This is a genomic window from Chryseobacterium aurantiacum (genome assembly GCF_003020585.1).
Classification (GTDB): domain Bacteria; phylum Bacteroidota; class Bacteroidia; order Flavobacteriales; family Weeksellaceae; genus Chryseobacterium; species Chryseobacterium aurantiacum.
Genome location: NZ_PXUE01000002.1, coordinates 1,167,468 through 1,183,523, shown reverse-complemented (window position 1 = coordinate 1,183,523; position 16,056 = coordinate 1,167,468). Strand labels below are relative to the sequence as shown.

Below are 16,056 nucleotides of genomic sequence, written 5' to 3'. Positions count from 1 at the left end.
GAGATAGGAAAATATTTACTGTTCCAGCCATTTTTTAAATTCCGAAACTCTGTTTTTACTGATCAGTATTACTTCATCACTTTCAGGCTTTACTACTAATTTTAATTGATTTTTGCCATACACAAGAATATTATTAATAGCTTTTACATTAATAATAAACTGGCGATTGGCTCTGTAAAATATTTGTGAATCTAAAGTTTTGATCAATTCATCTAGACTGGAGTTAATCGAATACTGATTTCCCGAGCATGTTTTTATATAAACAATGTTATTTTCAAGAAAGAAATAGGCAATTTCGGAGGTCTCTAAAGATATCAGCTCGTCCTTATGATAGGTAATAATTCTTTTCTTTAAAGCATCAGTTGATTCTTCACTTACAGAATCATTATCGTTTTCCCTGTGTTTTTCATGAATTAAATGAAGCTGCGTATTGATAGCCGTTAAAGTATTCACTTCATCATTAAGACTTTTAATCTCACCATTTTTTTGATCTTCATATTTTTTATAGATCATTCTAATGAGAAAGAAGCTTATTCCAAGAATTAATAAAGTGGCAATTAAAAAAACAATTAAAAAAGTTAAATATAAATCAGAAATCTGCTGTTCTATTACATCAATATTGGCGTGGGAAGCCACCATCCAGTTACTGCCTTCTACAGGATAAAAACTTACGATTTCGGAAGCACGCTTTGAGGCTTTATTAAAATTATGTATTCCCGTACTCGCTTTTCCGGAATTTATTATTTCCAGAAAATCAAATTGTTTATTACTATCTGAAATGAATTCTGAACTGTTTATTTCAACTTTACGTCCAATTAAAGCAGGATTGGGATGGCAAAGTTCAATGCCGGCCTGATTATACATGCAAATAAAACCACTTTGTGTATCTGTATTTACAATGCTGCTTTGAAGATTCTGAATAACGGTTTCTTTTGATAGACCTTGCTTAAGTTGTAACTCCAGCAACTTTCCAATTTCCCGAGCTTCCCTTTTCCCGGCCTCAAAAGTACTGTTGAAAACATCTTTTTTAGAAGAAGAATATAGATAACGAAAAGAAAAAAAACTGACAAGTAAGATCACAATGCTTATTGCAAAAAAAGTGAGAATATAAAGATTGATCTTTTTCATGAATGAGGCGGGAATTTGTAATTCGCTTCAAAATTACGGATTAATTCGCAAGAAAATATTCGCTTTTAAAGGTTATATTTTCCCTTTCGTCGATTATTTAATAAGGTAAGGTGTTGATTTAGTATAGCTTTGGTCTCAGAATTTGAATAAACTAAAAATGATTCTCTCATGAAAAATAAGAATAAACTGATCTTGGTTTTGCTTGCCGGATTTGTAGGCTTACAGTTTTTTCGACCTGAAAAAATTGATCACGGAACAAAAACTCAGAACCTATCCCATGTTCCAAAAGAAGTAAACGCCATCTTGAGAAGTTCGTGTTTTGATTGTCATTCCTCGGAAGCTAATTTAAGATGGTATGATAAAATTACTCCCGCTAATTTTTTGGTTACGTCACATATTAAAGAAGCTCGGGAAGTGCTGGATTTTTCAAAATGGGATTCCTGGCCCAAAGCACAACAGAATTCAACAATTTACTATTCAATCAACAAAGTTTTGTCAGGTGAAATGCCACTTCCAAGCTATACGGCTGTTCATTCATCTGCAAAACTGAATCAAAAGCAGATTCAAACGTTGAAAAATTATGCGTTATCCCTCACTCCCCGTCAAGTTTCAGATGATTCGCAAATAAAAGATGCCGAAAAGCAATACAATTCCTGGGTAAATGGAGAATTGAAGAAAACTCATGTAAAAGACGCTCCCAACGGGCAGCATTATTTTCCGGATTATAGAAACTGGAAAGCGATCAGTACAACAGATCGGTTTGATAACGGAACAATGCGAATTATTTTTGGAAATGATATTGCCGTGAAAGCAATTCAGGATCATAAGGTAAACCCTTGGCCTGATGGATCTGTCCTTGCAAAAACTGTTTGGAAACAGCAGGTGCAAAAAGACGGAAGTATTTCTTCAGGTGAGTTTTTGGCCGTAGAGTTTATGGTTAAAGATTCTGAAAAGTATTCAAAAACAAAAGGCTGGAACTGGGCAAGATGGAAAGGAAACGATTTGAAACCCTACGGAGAAGATACTCCAAATTTTGAACAGGAATGTATTGAATGTCATAAGCCTGTGGCAAACAGGGATTATGTTTTTACCCCACCGTTATATTTAATTTCTCAACTTAAAAAAATTCAGACAAAATGAAAAAGTGTAGTTTATATTTAATTTTAGCTTTTATGTTGTTCGTTTCCTGTGAAAAAAATCCTCAAAATGTTCTCAATTTGGAAGCATCTGTTCAGCAAAGTGATGAACTGAAAGAAAATCCACTTTTAATGAATCCTATTACATCTTCCATTCAGCCGAAGATAAAAACAATGTCGACCTTGTATGGAAATGATATTGCATTTGACTATGCAAAGAAAAACTTTAATTCTAATTATCCCCAAAATGCAGTTTTATATGAGGTTACCTGGGCCCAACAACCCGATGAATTATGGTTTGGAGCAAATATTCCAAAAGATATTATCTCTGTCGAGAAAATTAGCTATCTTGATAAAGGCCTTATAACATATGAAATGTTTCAAGGAAAAACCTTAAAAAGAGTGAAAATAGATAATAATGATGAGGATTTAAGAAGAGAGGCAATACTCTCTCAAAAAATGGCAGTCTCTCCATAAATTTTGGGTTCCCGTATTTTCACGGTATTTTTATGGATGGTGGTTGTTATTTCATCTTTAGGTCTGATATTTGTATTGAGTAGAAAAACTGAAATACCAATTTATTTATAATGAACATATTTGTGAAAAAATCATTTCCATATGCTTGCTTATGTGCACTATTTCTGGTTTCCTGTAAGAAAGAAATAGAAAAAATAAGCGATACTTTTAAAGATACTGTTTCCGCCTCGGAGACTCCTGAAGCAGAAAAAGATTCTATAAAGAAAGATTCAGTGCCTGTGGTTAAAAAAGAATCCGTTCCACCTGTTATGCAGGAGAATGGTTTTTATAATGCATTTGTACTTCCAAAAGATAAAAAAATGAGGGATTCTGTGTACGCAGAGTTCAGTAAAAAATATAACGAGAAAGAACGTACAGCTATTTTAGCCTTAAACAGATTGGATTCTAAAAGCAAATGGAATGCTGATACATTGGTAGTTCCTGCTAAGATAGATACTACGTTGATGGCTTATTCGCCATTTCCAATGCAGTTGGATGTACTAAGCGGGGTGAAAAAGTTTGTAATATTCTCATATCCTATTCAGGCATATGGTGTATATTCTAACGGAAGCCTTGTTAAATGGGGACCAACGAGTATGGGAAAGAAAACGGCACAAACCACCAGAGGGCTTACATTTGCTAACTGGAAAAAGAAATTGTCTATTTCCACCGTAAGCACAGAATGGAAGCTTCCTTATAACTTTAATATTCACAACATCGGGGGTATTGGATGGCATGAATATACCCTTCCCGGATATCCGGCTTCCCACTCTTGCCTGCGATTACTAAGAAAAGATGCGCAGTGGTTGTATTCTTATGCTGATACCTGGATCCTGAATCCCGGTGGGGCTACCACAAAGGCAAAAGGTACCGCAGTAATGGTCTTTGGTGATTATAACTGGGGTGGAAGAAGACCTTGGAAAAAGCTTCTGGATGATCCTAATGCCAATAATATTTCAGTGGAGGAGCTTACGAAGCTATTGGAACCGGATGTTTCAAAAATGCTGAAAGAACAGACTAACAGAGAAAAGGTAGCCGATTCCATTAAAACGGCCAGAGCAATGGCTGCTCCGGCTTCAAATGAGAGACCTGCAGATACGCTGTCTAAATAATTTTCTTTTCAAATTGTAAAGTAGATTCTTCAGCAAACCGTCTCAAATTAAGCATTTCATCTTTCCCTTTATGCTGCCCGAACCTTGCGGCAAGATAAGTAAGAAGAATAAAAAATAACATGACAAAAGAAGCGCTCAGTGCCCACGGGTATTCAGCGCTTTTTATTTGTTTTTCTACATAATACATGGTGAAAAACGTCATCCAAAGAATAGAAAAGGAAAAATAAAGGAACATGAAAAAAGTCCAGACCGCAGAACTGGGACCGAATACTCCGCGTATTACAGTATCATCATCCTCCATTTCAACTCTCAGGGCAAGACGGGGCTTCCAGTAATTATCATATTCTGTTTCTACCCAAATGGTAGCAACTTCCTTGTTGATATTACCGGAAAATTCATCTTTATGTTCTATGAGGTATTTTTTGAGATTTTCTGCATACTCTTCTTTCGTAAGATGGGTAAACATCTTAAATCTCGGTCGGGTTCTTATTCTGTCTAAGGTGGTTTCTTCGGTTTTCATATTCTATTCTTGATAGGGAATTGGGTCTTCTAAAGTGAAACGTAAAGTGAGCTGTTCATTTTTTCTTTCAATAACCATAATAATACTTCGTCCTTCATCAGATTTCATGAGTTCTATGATTTTTTCCAGGGTCATATCTGAAGATTTATTCCCATTGATACTGATAATTCTGTCATCCTTTTGTAAGCCTGCTTCATAGGCAGGGGAATCTTTCCTTACACCAGCAATGGAAAACATAGGTTTGAGGCTAAATTTATACTGAAAGGAATTTTTATACCCTTCAGCTCCCATACTTGCTAAGTTTTGAGTTTCAATGGCAACCCTGTCTTGTTTCCATTCCAGGCCATCCTGTTTGAAATCTAATCCACTCATATTAAAATGAAAAGGATCACTAAAGTTTCTGTTTTTCCTCAAATATAGTTTTTTGTTAGGATAATCAAAAATAACGGTAAACCTGCGTGTAATTTCTCCGCCAATGGAACCTTTTCTATTTTCTACAAGATTTACGTGCTGAATAGAAAACTCATCGGGCATTGCGGTAAGTGGTTTTTCAAATTTGAAATCTCCCAGATAGAAGTTATGAATTCTGCTTCGTTTACCATAAATATCTCCATTGAATCCCCGTCCAAGAAAATCATCAATATTGGGTCTGTTGTATACAAAGTTTTTGATAAGAGTAGGGAAGAGCCATATGGCATCACTGTTTCCAAGATCAATTAAAAGTTTTGAATCCTTTTTTTCACTGGTCATTTCCACACCGGCATAAAGATAGGGCTTGTCTCTTTCAATGGTGATGGGAAGTTCTTCAAACTTTCTGATTTTCTTTTTTAAAAGATCAATGTTCTCATACACCGTAATTTTTTTTGAAATATAATCTATAAAAATAGGATGATCCTTGAAGAAATGGTAGCCTATAACTCCGTTTACGGGAATTCCTACGTGAGATGAAATATTAAATTCTTCATCAATAATCACATACAGAGACATGGAGGTGTTTACGAGAGCATCTCCAATTCGTCCAATATTACGATCAGATTTTAAGCCATCAATACTTAAACTTCCACCAAGACCTGAAAATTTTATCTTTTCAACATTTCCAAGCTTAAGTTCCTTATTCTCCAGGCTAAAAAGAATGGTTTCTGCTACTCCGGTATCCAATAGAAAGGTAAGCTCGGCACCGTTAACATTGATAGGAATAAAGATCAGGTTGTTGATAAACTGAAAAGGAATAACTGCTTTTTTTGTATTGATTAACTCAAAAGAGTTCTGGGCATGGGCAAAAATGCATAAAAGTAATCCCAGTAAAAAGAGCCTTGGTTTCATTTACTGAATTTACTGAATTTATCTTTATTATAACAGAAAAAACATTCCAAATGCAGGAATGTTTGTATAAACTACAATGATGTAGTAGTGTTTGTTGATTTTATTTGAATTTGAAATTAACTTACTTAGAGAAGAATTCCATTAAATCCATATAGTTCTTCTGATTGACACCATGCCCGCTCATATACTCTCTGAAAGTGAAGTAGCAGCTTAGGTCATACAGTAAATCAGCCGCTTTTCTTCCCCATTCAAGCGGAATAACAGCATCATCTGTACCATGAGAGATAAAGAATCGAAGTCTTTCCAGTTTCTTTTTATCCTTTACAATACCATCCATAATTTTTTCCTCAGGAAAAGAACTCATACAGGCTATTTTATTAAACAGCTCAGGATATTTAAGCGCCAGTGCATAACATAATATTCCTCCCTGACTGAATCCGCATAAATGTACATTGCTTTCTGTAAGCCCGTAGTGATTGATTACTTTTAGTATACTTTCCAATACCGAATTTAAAGATTCCTTGGCTTGAGGAACATCCATAAAGTTTTCAGGTTCGTTGAAATTAATATCAAACCAAGAATATCCTTCAAATTGGGTATCTCTTGGAGCTCTGAAGCTGACAATAATCCAATCATTCGGAAGTGTTTCTCTAAAGCTGAAAAGGTCTTGCTCATTGCTGCCGTAGCCATGAAGCATAAAAAGTATAGGAGTAGTAGAGGTTATATTTTCCGGCTCTCTTACGATGTAATCTAAATTCATACAGCAAATATAATTAATAAATTACATTGTAAATCTTAACTTTTGCTATTCATATTATAGTCAATTTTAATCATGAAAAGAGAGGAAAGCGGGGGGAAGATCCATTGAAATCCAAACACGCATTTCGTCTTTCACTATTTTAACCATATCTGGTTATTTTATGTTTAAGAATTGGTTATTTGGATTGTATTATTGGGTTTTATAAAATGTTTTTGTTTTTTATCAATTTGATATTGTTTGTAAATCTTTATTGGAAATTTTTTATAAAAGTTATTTTTATATTAATAAAAAACTTATATTTGAAACATTAAAAAATCTATTTGGAGAAATGAAGCAATTTTACAATTCAAAAAGTTTACTTAGACTTTCTTTTTTATTCGTTTTATTATTTTCTGCAATCACTGTTTTGAATTCCTGTAAAAAGGATGACGATGAAGAATTTCAGGATCATATGGTTCAATTTGAAGTGAAAACAACCGGAGGAGGAAAAATTATATCTGTTGTAAGACAGGTAGGTACAACTCAAAGTACCATTTATGATACTCCAACTACCCCTATTACATCCCCTTGGACAAGCGGAGATGTTTGGGTAAACTCAAGCCAGGCACAATTAAACCTTGATGCTAACGCAACACTACCGGATGATAATGCAGAACTGATTATTAATCTTTGGATAGATGGAGAAATCGTAAGAACTGACAAGAAAAAAGGAAAAGGGGTAGCAGTTGCATCCATTGATTTCAGTTTCTTGGAACCTTAAATTAAAATATCTTTATATAAATGAAAAACCGCTCACAGAGCGGTTTTTTTATTCTTCAATCATCTGAAACTGTATGGCATAGTTAACGAGTTCCGTAGAATTTTTTGCCTGAAATTTCTGTAGCAGATTTTTACGATGAGTATCTACAGTAAGCGGGCTCAAAAATAATTCTTCCGCAATCATATTACTTGTTTTGCCCTGCGCTACCAGTTGCAGAATCTGTTTTTCCCTTTTAGTCAGTCTTGGAATTTGCAGTTCATTTTGAGAAGGCCGGCTGATGATCTGCTTGGTTTCATTACAAAAAACAATATCACCCGATAATGCACCTTTGATGCATATGACCAGTTCATGTATTGAGGTATTTTTCAAAAGATAGCCACTGGCTCCATTTTGTATAGATTGCATGATGATACTTCTTTCAGAACGATTACTGAACATGATAACAGAAATATCCGGGGCTATTTTTTTAATTTCTCTGCACAGTTCTGTACCATTGGCATCAGGTAAGGTAATATCCAGAAGAATAATATCTACCTTGTTGGCTTTTATAAAGCTGATGATTTCAGAACCGGAGGTAAAAGTTCCGGCTATATTGATGAAAGGCTGGCTGTTCAGCATCATTTTTACTCCTTCGATGACAATGGGATGATCATCTACAATAACAATATTTATTCTTTCATTCTCCATCTGTATTGAGTTCTATATTAATTGTTGTCCCTTGGTTATCCGAATTGATCTCCATGTTACCTTTCAGATAATCAACTCTGTTTTTGAGATTCCGAAGTCCCATGCTTTTAGTCTTTTGCGCGGCATTATTTTCAAAGCCTTTCCCGTTGTCCTCAATGGTAATGAAGAAGTTTTTTTCAGATTGGGAACATTGTAGTAAAATATGGTCAGCCTCAGCATGTTTTACAGCATTGGCTAATAATTCCTGTACAATTCTGTAGATATTGAGTTGAATGTTTAAAGGAAGATTTTTTTCAATATTGATAGCCTGAAAGTCTATTTCAAGATCTTTTCTGTTATAGAATTCACAGAGGTCACTGATTGCTGTTTCCAAACCAAAATTAAGCAAAGATTCAGGCATCAGGTTTCTTGCCACATGCCGAAGTTCACTTACAGAATTGTCCAGTTGCCCCAGAATTTTATAAAATTCATTATCTTTTTCAGAATCCAGATGATTGGCAGACCATGTTGAAAAATTAATCTTTACCCCTGCAAGCATTCCACCCAGACCATCATGAAGATCTCTTGCAATACGTTCTCTTTCTCTTTCTTCTCCATCCAGAATTGCCTTCGTTAGTGAGAGCTCTTCTTTTTGTTTAATCTCATTTATCCTCTGTATTGATATCTTTTTATTCTTTCTAAAGATGATAAAAAGGAAGATCAGAAGACTTATAAGGAGGAGTAAGACAAGGCTTAACACCCATAAATAAGAGTTTTTCTTATTAACTTCAAGGTCTTTCTGGTTTTTTTCAGCATTTAGGGTGGCTATTTTTCTTTCTTTTTCAGCAGCATTAAACTTAGATTCAATTTTATTGATTTCAAGATTTACATTCTCTGTATTCAGACTATCATTAAGCTTAGAATATTTTTGTTCCCAGGCCAGGGCCTCTTTAGGGTTTCCCATTTCCTCATTCAATGCAGAAAGCTGCTTATAAATGGTTTTCCTGTTTCTAAGATCTAGGGAAAGGGATTTTTCCGTTAAAACGTCCTCCAGAACACTTTTGGCCTCGTCATATCTTTTTAGCTTTCTCAGAATATCATATTTATTGAAATAAAACATCTGTGCCAACAGACTTTGGTTGAACTTTTTTGTATAAAAGATTCCCTTTTCAATAACAGGAAGTGCCTCCAGGTTTTTCTGTCGGGTAATATAATAAAGTGTTTTACTATAATAATAAAAAGCGTTGACTGAAGATTCCGGGTAAGGATGGACCAGCTTTTCAGCTTTATCCAAAAACTTTTTAGCTTCATCTCCTTTGGCCTGATAACAGTAATTGTTGGAAAAATTCAGGTAGGTGAAGAATAACTCGGAAGAATTTGGGAAATGTTTTTCAAGAATTTCCAACGCTTTGTTGTTGTAATCTTCGGATTTTTTAAGCTCACTATTATAAGTAAGAATTACAGCAAATTGAGTGTATAAAAATCCCAGGTTTCTGCTGTTTTCATATTTCTTAGCCAACGGAATACTTTTCTCAAGAATGGTCTTCACCAAAAAAGGATAACCCTCTTTATCTTTCTGTGTTACTCCATAGCTATACCACGCTGAAGCTTGAAGAAGATCCGATTCCTCACTTTTAATTTTGGATAATCCTTTAATAGCCTGTTGGTAAGATACGCCGGCTTTCTCTTTATTTCGATCCAGGTTATACTGCGCCTTGTAATAATCATATTTTGCGGAGAGAAGAGGGCTGTCTTTAATGAATACTTTTCCGTTTTCCAGATACTTTTTGCTTAAAAGAGAATCAATATTTCTGTAATAATTGGATAACAAAAAGTAGGCATTGGACTTTAAAGAACTTGAGGAAGCGGTTTTTACGATATTTTGTAAACTGTCCAGATAAGGTTTCTCATTGAGCGGAATTATTTGCTGTGATCGTAAGCTAAAGGAAAGCAATATGCTTAGCAGGATAAGTAATCTCTTCATTAGATAATCTGTTCTGTAGAATATATTTTTAACTGTTCAATTTAACTAAAAATTTTTTCATGAAAAATACCTGAATTTAGGTAGAAAAAATTACACAATTTTCAGGATTGATAAAGTTTAAGGACTCCAATAGCTTTGCAGGTACAGAATCACTAATCATAGAATATTAAATAAAGTAACTAAATTTTAAACAAAAAGATTATGAAAAAAGCGGGAATGAGTCAACTGTTGAGAGGAACATTTTTTGTATTGCTGGCAGCCATGTTATTCGGGTTTGTAACCTCTTGTAGTAAAGATGATGACAATGTGAATGGAGCAGGTAAAAGTCATAAAGTAGTTTTTAAAGCTATTGCGTCTTCAGGAGCTAATATTGATGTAGCAGTATATGGAATTGATGGTAATCCTACTACAGCCTCCAGCCTTAGTGGAGAAACATGGTCAAGCCCGGAAGTAACTTCAGAACCAGGAGCTTATAATGCAAATGTAGCAGTAAGTGCAGTGGGAACAAATGCTTCTTCTACTTTAAAAGTTCAGATCTGGGTAGATGGTGAACTGAAAAAAGAAGGAACCTCAAGTGGTCAGTATCTATCAGCTTCTGCAAGCTATGTATTTTAAAAATTAATAACTTTCTAAATAAAATGGGCGCCGAGATTAATCTCGGCGCCCATTTTTTATATCGTAGTTAAACTAGATTACCTTTACTATGAAGTAACTTTTTTTACCTTTTTGAAGCAATAAGAATTTACCGTCAATAAGGTCTGTTTCGTTAGCTGTAAAAGTATCATTTACCTTTTGCTTATTTACAGAGATTGAATTTCCTTTCATTTCTCTCTGAGCTTCACTTTTAGATTTCAGGAATCCTGATTTTTCAGAAAGAAGATCAATAATGTTGATTCCTAATACATCTGCTTTTGCAACCTCTTTTTGTGGAACTCCATCAAAAACCTCCAAAAATATTTCTTCATCAAGGCTTACTAAATCTTCAGCTGTAGAACGTCCGAAAAGGATTTCAGAAGCTTTAAGAGCTTTTTCGTACTCTTCTCTTCCGTGTACCCATACGGTTACTTCCTCAGCCAGTTTTCTCTGTAGCTTTCTTTCGTGTGGAGCTGTTTTGTGTTCCTCAACCAAAGCCTCAATTTCCTCCTTTCCAAGGAACGTATAAAACTTGATGAATCTTTCAGCATCTTCATCCGTAGCATTCAGCCAGAACTGGTAGAATTTGTAGGGAGAAGTTTTCTTTTTATCCAGCCAATAGTTTTCTCCACTTTCAGACTTTCCGAATTTGGAACCATCAGCCTTTGTAATCAAAGGAACCGTTAGAGCAAATGCTTCTCCTTGAGCTTTTCTACGAATTAACTCTGTTCCTGTAGTGATATTTCCCCACTGGTCAGAACCACCCATCTGTAGCTTTACATTATTATTTTGGTATAAGTGAAGGAAATCATAACCTTGAATCAACTGGTAAGTAAACTCTGTGAAACTCATCCCGTCAGCACTTCCGTCTCCTGAGAATCTCTTCTTCACAGAATCCTTGGCCATCATATAATTAACAGTGATGTTCTTTCCGATGTTTTTAGCAAAATCAAGGAAAGAAATATTCTTCATCCAGTCGTAGTTGTTCACCAACTCCGCTTTATTAGGCTCATTACCTGCAAAATCTAGAAATCTTGATAGTTGGTTTTTCAAACAATCTACATAATGTAAAAGAGTTTCTTCATCCAAAAGGTTTCTTTCTGCAGATTTTCCGGATGGATCACCAATCATACCTGTAGCTCCTCCTACCAATGCAATAGGCTTGTGACCATGCTGTTGAAAATGAGCAAGGATTTTTATCTGAATAAGACTTCCGATATGTAAAGAATCGGCAGTTGGATCAAAACCAATATATGCAGTTGTTACCTCTTTATTCAGTTGTTCATCGGTTCCAGGCATCATATCAGCAAATAGACCACGCCATTTCAGTTCTTCTATAAAGGAATTCATTGATTTTTACTTTAAAATTTTACGGTGCAAAGATAGTAAATTCAGAAGTATGAAAGGCAAAAGGGTGAAAAGGCAATATTTCAAATTCCGATTCTTGATAGAAATGTATAATGACGTCCATGATTGGGTTGTTTTGACCTATCTCTTCTTTGCTTTTTTACCTTTTCGCAGATTTGCCTTTTCGCCTCAAATACTCTATATTTGTTATTAATGAATGACGAACAGCTATTTCTGCTCATCCAAAAGGCCAAGGACAAAGACCAAAAGGCCCAGACGAAACTCATCAATGTTTTTTGGGTGGATGTTTTCTCCTTTGTGATGAAGAAAGTAAGAGATGAAAATGATGCCGATGAAATTACTGTAAATGTTTTTTCTAAGGTACTTTCCAAATTAGATATGTTCGATCCTCATTTTCAGTTTAAAACCTGGATTTTAACCATTGCCCAAAATACAGTTATTGATTTTTGGCGAAAAAAGAACCGCGAAAATGAAGATGCTGTTGAGAATCTTGATGAGGTTAAAAATCAGTACGCAAAATCTCCCGAAGAACTTCTCATTTCTGAAGAAGAACAAAAAAAGATCATCAAAGCCATAGAATCTCTTGATGCCAATTATCAGGACATTATTAAATTAAGATTTTTTGAAGAAAAAAGCATTAAGGAAATTGCTGAAGAATTAGGAATTTCTGTAGCCAATACTAAGGTAAGGGTGATGCGGGCTAAGAAAGTTCTTGCCGAATTATTGAAGAATAATGAGTTTGAAGATAACTAATCATAATCTTTCTTTATACTTAAAATCTGAGCCTCCCTACATTTTCCAACAAATTTAGATTCATATTATTAGTTTCATCAATTTTTCCAGTTGATGGTTTCCATTAAAAAATCCTTAACTTTGAACTTCAATTTTAGAAATGGAAAATTCAGTTCAAGACACTACCGTTCAAAAACCAAAGTGGATTCGTGTAAAACTTCCTACCGGAAAGAATTACAGAGAACTAAGAACCTTGGTTGATAAATATAAATTAAATACCATTTGCCAAAGCGGAAGCTGCCCGAATATGGGTGAATGCTGGGGAGAAGGTACAGCAACGTTCATGATTTTAGGAAACATCTGTACAAGAAGCTGTGGATTCTGTGGAGTAAAAACAGGAAAACCGCTTGATGTAAACTGGGATGAGCCTGAAAAAGTGGCGCGTTCAATCAAATTAATGAAGATTAAACATGCTGTTCTTACTTCTGTAGATCGTGATGACTTAAAAGACATGGGGTCTATTCTTTGGGGTGAAACAGTAAACGCTGTAAGAAGAATTTCTCCGGGAACAACCATGGAAACGTTAATTCCGGACTTCCAGGGAATTACAAAACATCTTGATAGATTAGTAGAAGTAGCTCCGGAAGTAATTTCTCATAATATGGAAACCGTAAAACGTTTGACCAGAGAAGTGAGAATCCAGGCGAAATATGAAAGAAGCCTTGAGGTTTTAAGATATTTAAAAGAAGCTGGGCAAAGAAGAACAAAAACAGGTGTAATGCTAGGTTTGGGAGAAACCAGAGATGAGGTTTTCCAAACAATAGAAGACATCAGAAATGCCAATGTGGATGTTATTACCCTTGGGCAATATCTGCAGCCTACTAAAAAGCATCTTCCTGTAAAAAAATTCATTACGCCGGAAGAATTTGATGAATTCGGAGATTTTGCAAGAAGTTTAGGCTTCAGACATGTTGAAAGCTCTCCTCTTGTAAGAAGTTCTTACCACGCAGAAAAACATATACATTAAAATATAAACCGTTCAGTAATGAACGGTTTTGTTTTTTTAAAGATAGGTTGTAGATTATCCTTAAAATTTATTTATTACAGGAAGAATCCCTCGTAATGGTTCCTATCCGTCCATTTATTTCAATGGGCTTAAAGTGTTTTTTCTTAAACTCTGAAGGAGTCTCACCGGTATGCTGTTTAAAAAGTTTATTAAAATACGACAGACTTTCAAAACCTACCTGAAAACAGACTTCTGTTACAGAATAATCTTTTAGCAGAAATATTTTTGCCTGATTGATCCTGTAATTATTGACAAAATCTGTGAATGTCATATTGGTTTGCTTTTTAAAGTACCTGCAAAAGGCAGGAGTACTGAGGCTCACAATTTTTGCAATTTCATTCACATTAGGTTTCTTATCGTGATTCTCATGAATATAGTCGTAGATGGTTCCCATTCTGATCTTGTCATTCAAGAACCATTTGATTCTTGTATCCTCTTTGTTGAGTTCCTTTACTTCCGTTGAGTCTGCCAGAATCTGTAAGATCTCAATCATTCCTATCAATGACTCAAAAGAGTTTTTATCTTTAATGATCTGAAGTTTTTCAACAACAATGTTTTTTGTCTCTCCGAAGAATGATAATCCAAGATAAGATCTGTCCAACAGCTTTCTGATGTTTTCAAACTCAGGAATGGGCAGGATAAGGTCATGAAGAAAGTTTTCACGCATCTGTAGGACCAGTTGTTTGCACTCTGTCTGAATGCCATAGTCAAAGTTAAGATGAGGAACATTGGAACCAATCAATAACAAATCATTGTCTGTAAATCCTGAAATGTTTTTTCCAACATGTCGGATTCCATTGGAAGCTTCTACATATACCAGTTCAATTTCAGGGTGATAATGCCAGAAAAAACAGTTTTTCAGAGAAGGGGAAAATAACTTAAAAGATTTCCCTTTTTCAAACTCAATAATTTCTTTCTGAATTTTCATTTTGTTCTGTTTTGATTGTTTGTGAATTTAAAATTAAACAAAAAGGTTAATACGGAGCAAATTTTTATCATTCAAAGAGAAGTGAAATTCAATCTTTCTTTCGATTTTTGCACTGTCAAAATAGTACATGGGAAACCATTTTAAATTTCTACCGATTAATTCAGACAAAAGAATAGACCAATGAAGATTGATAAAAGAATAATACCGCTGGCAATAGGCGGGTTGGGAATAGGAACCACGGAATTTACCGTTATGGGACTATTACCGGACATTGCAAATACTTTACAAATTAGTATTCCTCAGGCGGGACATTTAATTTCTGCCTATGCTATGGGAGTGGTGATTGGAGCCCCTCTTCTTATCGGGTATTCCGTAAAGTTTCCTCCTAAAAAGGTATTGATTGCCTTTATGATCCTTTTCACACTGTTTAACGGGCTTTCCGCTCTGGCGCCGAATTATACAACCATGCTGATTATCAGATTTCTGTCCGGTCTTCCTCATGGAGCATTCTTTGGAGTAGGAACAGTTGTCGCTTCAAAAATGGCCGGAAAAGGTAAGGAGGCATTTTATATTTCAATGATGTTTACAGGGCTCACGGTTGCCAACCTCGCCATGGTTCCTCTGGTGACGTATATCGGACATACTTTCCATTGGAGACTGTACTTTATTATTGTAGCAATAATCGGCCTTTTTGCCTTATTGTTTTTAAAATTATGGCTTCCTGCCATGGAAGCAAATCAGGATACCCATTTTCTGGAAGAACTGAAATTCCTGAAAAATAAGCAATCCTGGTTGGTATTGGCCATCACTGCGATTGGGTTTGGGGGACTTTTTACATGGCTTAGCTATATTACGCCTTTAATGACAGTGATTTCTGGAGTTCAAAGCAGTCAGATGGCCTATGTAATGGTTCTTGCCGGAGCCGGAATGGTGGTAGGTAACCTTGTAGGGGGGATTGTTTCCGATAAGCTGGGACCGGAGAAAACATGTGCTGTTCTTATCTTTTTGATGATGATTTCGCTTATAGGTGTATTTTTCCTTTCCGAGTATCAGAATATTGCCTTTATATTGACCTTTATGTGCGGGGCCTTATCAATGTCCATTGCAGCACCTATTAATATCATGATGATGAAAGCTGCTCCAAGAAGCGAAATGATGGCAGCTGCTTTTATGCAGGCAGGCTTTAATATTGCCAATGCCATGGGAGCTTTTCTTGGTGGTATCCCTTTGGAGTATGACTTGCCGTTCAATTATCCTTCACTGGTAGGAGTGGGGATGACCTTTATAGGATTTGTGATCAGTGTAAGATATATGTATCTGTACGGCTCTAAAACGTCCAATGAAGAGGAGCCGGTTCAGGAGTGTATTTCTTGTGATAAATAAAGACATCAATTTAGTCTTACAATAAAAAAAGAGCCTGCTTC

16 protein-coding genes are annotated in these 16,056 nt (G+C 35.3%); 8 read left to right on the top strand and 8 right to left on the bottom strand.

The window, feature by feature from the left end:
• Positions 1 to 15 precede the first annotated feature (15 nt).
• Entirely contained in the window at positions 16 to 1,128 is a 1,113-nt protein-coding gene (locus tag C7D53_RS11675) for a LytTR family transcriptional regulator (RefSeq protein WP_106916636.1), read from the bottom strand.
• A 168-nt stretch (positions 1,129 to 1,296) separates the two neighbouring features.
• Here C7D53_RS11675 and C7D53_RS11670 point away from each other — a divergent pair, with 168 nt between their 5' ends.
• The 3 genes from C7D53_RS11670 (at position 1,297) to C7D53_RS11660 (ending at position 3,892) form a co-directional block, all read left to right on the top strand.
• Positions 1,297 to 2,268, top strand: coding sequence for a heme-binding domain-containing protein (locus C7D53_RS11670; RefSeq protein ID WP_106916635.1), 972 nt, complete (start codon positions 1,297 to 1,299; stop codon positions 2,266 to 2,268).
• The gene (locus C7D53_RS11665; RefSeq protein ID WP_162926158.1) at positions 2,265 to 2,741 is read left to right on the top strand and encodes a cytochrome P460 family protein; all 477 of its coding nucleotides are present in this window, start codon (positions 2,265 to 2,267) and stop codon (positions 2,739 to 2,741) included. Before C7D53_RS11670 ends, C7D53_RS11665 begins: the two co-directional genes overlap by 4 nt.
• 122 nt (positions 2,742 to 2,863) lie before the next feature.
• Entirely contained in the window at positions 2,864 to 3,892 is a 1,029-nt protein-coding gene (locus C7D53_RS11660) for a L,D-transpeptidase (RefSeq protein WP_106916753.1), read from the top strand.
• Here C7D53_RS11660 and C7D53_RS11655 read toward each other — a convergent pair.
• From C7D53_RS11655 to C7D53_RS11645, 3 genes are all read right to left on the bottom strand, one after another.
• The gene (locus C7D53_RS11655) at positions 3,885 to 4,412 is read right to left on the bottom strand and encodes a hypothetical protein (protein WP_106916633.1); all 528 of its coding nucleotides are present in this window, start codon (positions 4,410 to 4,412) and stop codon (positions 3,885 to 3,887) included. The genes C7D53_RS11660 and C7D53_RS11655 overlap by 8 nt on opposite strands.
• A gap of 3 nt (positions 4,413 to 4,415) precedes the next feature.
• Positions 4,416 to 5,735 carry a PDZ domain-containing protein gene (locus C7D53_RS11650; RefSeq protein ID WP_106916632.1) on the bottom strand — a complete coding sequence of 440 codons (1,320 nt, stop codon included), beginning with the start codon at positions 5,733 to 5,735 and terminating at the stop codon, positions 4,416 to 4,418.
• Between the two features lie 121 nt (positions 5,736 to 5,856).
• Positions 5,857 to 6,495: an alpha/beta hydrolase gene (locus tag C7D53_RS11645; protein ID WP_106916631.1), complete on the bottom strand. Its 639-nt coding sequence runs from the start codon at positions 6,493 to 6,495 to the stop codon at positions 5,857 to 5,859.
• Positions 6,496 to 6,823: 328 nt separating this feature from the next.
• Here C7D53_RS11645 and C7D53_RS11640 point away from each other — a divergent pair, with 328 nt between their 5' ends.
• Positions 6,824 to 7,255 carry a hypothetical protein gene (locus tag C7D53_RS11640; protein ID WP_228422306.1) on the top strand — a complete coding sequence of 144 codons (432 nt, stop codon included), beginning with the start codon at positions 6,824 to 6,826 and terminating at the stop codon, positions 7,253 to 7,255.
• A gap of 48 nt (positions 7,256 to 7,303) precedes the next feature.
• Here C7D53_RS11640 and C7D53_RS11635 read toward each other — a convergent pair whose 3' ends face one another.
• Both C7D53_RS11635 and C7D53_RS11630 read right to left on the bottom strand, forming a co-directional pair.
• Positions 7,304 to 7,942, bottom strand: coding sequence for a response regulator (locus C7D53_RS11635; protein WP_106916629.1), 639 nt, complete (start codon positions 7,940 to 7,942; stop codon positions 7,304 to 7,306).
• Positions 7,932 to 9,905, bottom strand: a complete 1,974-nt coding sequence (locus tag C7D53_RS11630; protein WP_106916628.1) for an ATP-binding protein — start codon at positions 9,903 to 9,905, stop codon at positions 7,932 to 7,934. The genes C7D53_RS11635 and C7D53_RS11630 overlap by 11 nt, the downstream gene beginning before the upstream one ends.
• Positions 9,906 to 10,106: 201 nt before the next feature.
• Between C7D53_RS11630 and C7D53_RS11625 the strand changes: the two genes are divergently transcribed.
• The gene (locus C7D53_RS11625) at positions 10,107 to 10,520 is read left to right on the top strand and encodes a hypothetical protein (RefSeq protein ID WP_106916627.1); all 414 of its coding nucleotides are present in this window, start codon (positions 10,107 to 10,109) and stop codon (positions 10,518 to 10,520) included.
• A 72-nt stretch (positions 10,521 to 10,592) separates the two neighbouring features.
• Here the strand turns inward: C7D53_RS11625 and tyrS are convergent, their stop codons facing one another.
• On the bottom strand, positions 10,593 to 11,888 hold the full coding sequence (gene tyrS / locus C7D53_RS11620; protein ID WP_076353539.1) for a tyrosine--tRNA ligase: 1,296 nt from the start codon (positions 11,886 to 11,888) through the stop codon (positions 10,593 to 10,595).
• A 210-nt stretch (positions 11,889 to 12,098) separates the two neighbouring features.
• Here tyrS and C7D53_RS11615 point away from each other — a divergent pair, with 210 nt between their 5' ends.
• On the top strand, positions 12,099 to 12,659 hold the full coding sequence (locus C7D53_RS11615; RefSeq protein ID WP_106916626.1) for an RNA polymerase sigma factor: 561 nt from the start codon (positions 12,099 to 12,101) through the stop codon (positions 12,657 to 12,659).
• Between the two features lie 139 nt (positions 12,660 to 12,798).
• Entirely contained in the window at positions 12,799 to 13,665 is an 867-nt protein-coding gene (lipA, locus tag C7D53_RS11610; RefSeq protein ID WP_027374985.1) for a lipoyl synthase, read from the top strand.
• Positions 13,666 to 13,732: 67 nt separating this feature from the next.
• Here lipA and C7D53_RS11605 read toward each other — a convergent pair whose 3' ends face one another.
• Positions 13,733 to 14,632 (bottom strand): AraC family transcriptional regulator, encoded by a 900-nt coding sequence (locus C7D53_RS11605; RefSeq protein WP_106916625.1) that lies wholly within the window; start codon positions 14,630 to 14,632, stop codon positions 13,733 to 13,735.
• A gap of 180 nt (positions 14,633 to 14,812) precedes the next feature.
• Between C7D53_RS11605 and C7D53_RS11600 the strand changes: the two genes are divergently transcribed.
• Positions 14,813 to 16,015: an MFS transporter gene (locus tag C7D53_RS11600; RefSeq protein WP_185126693.1), complete on the top strand. Its 1,203-nt coding sequence runs from the start codon at positions 14,813 to 14,815 to the stop codon at positions 16,013 to 16,015.
• Positions 16,016 to 16,056 lie beyond the last annotated feature (41 nt).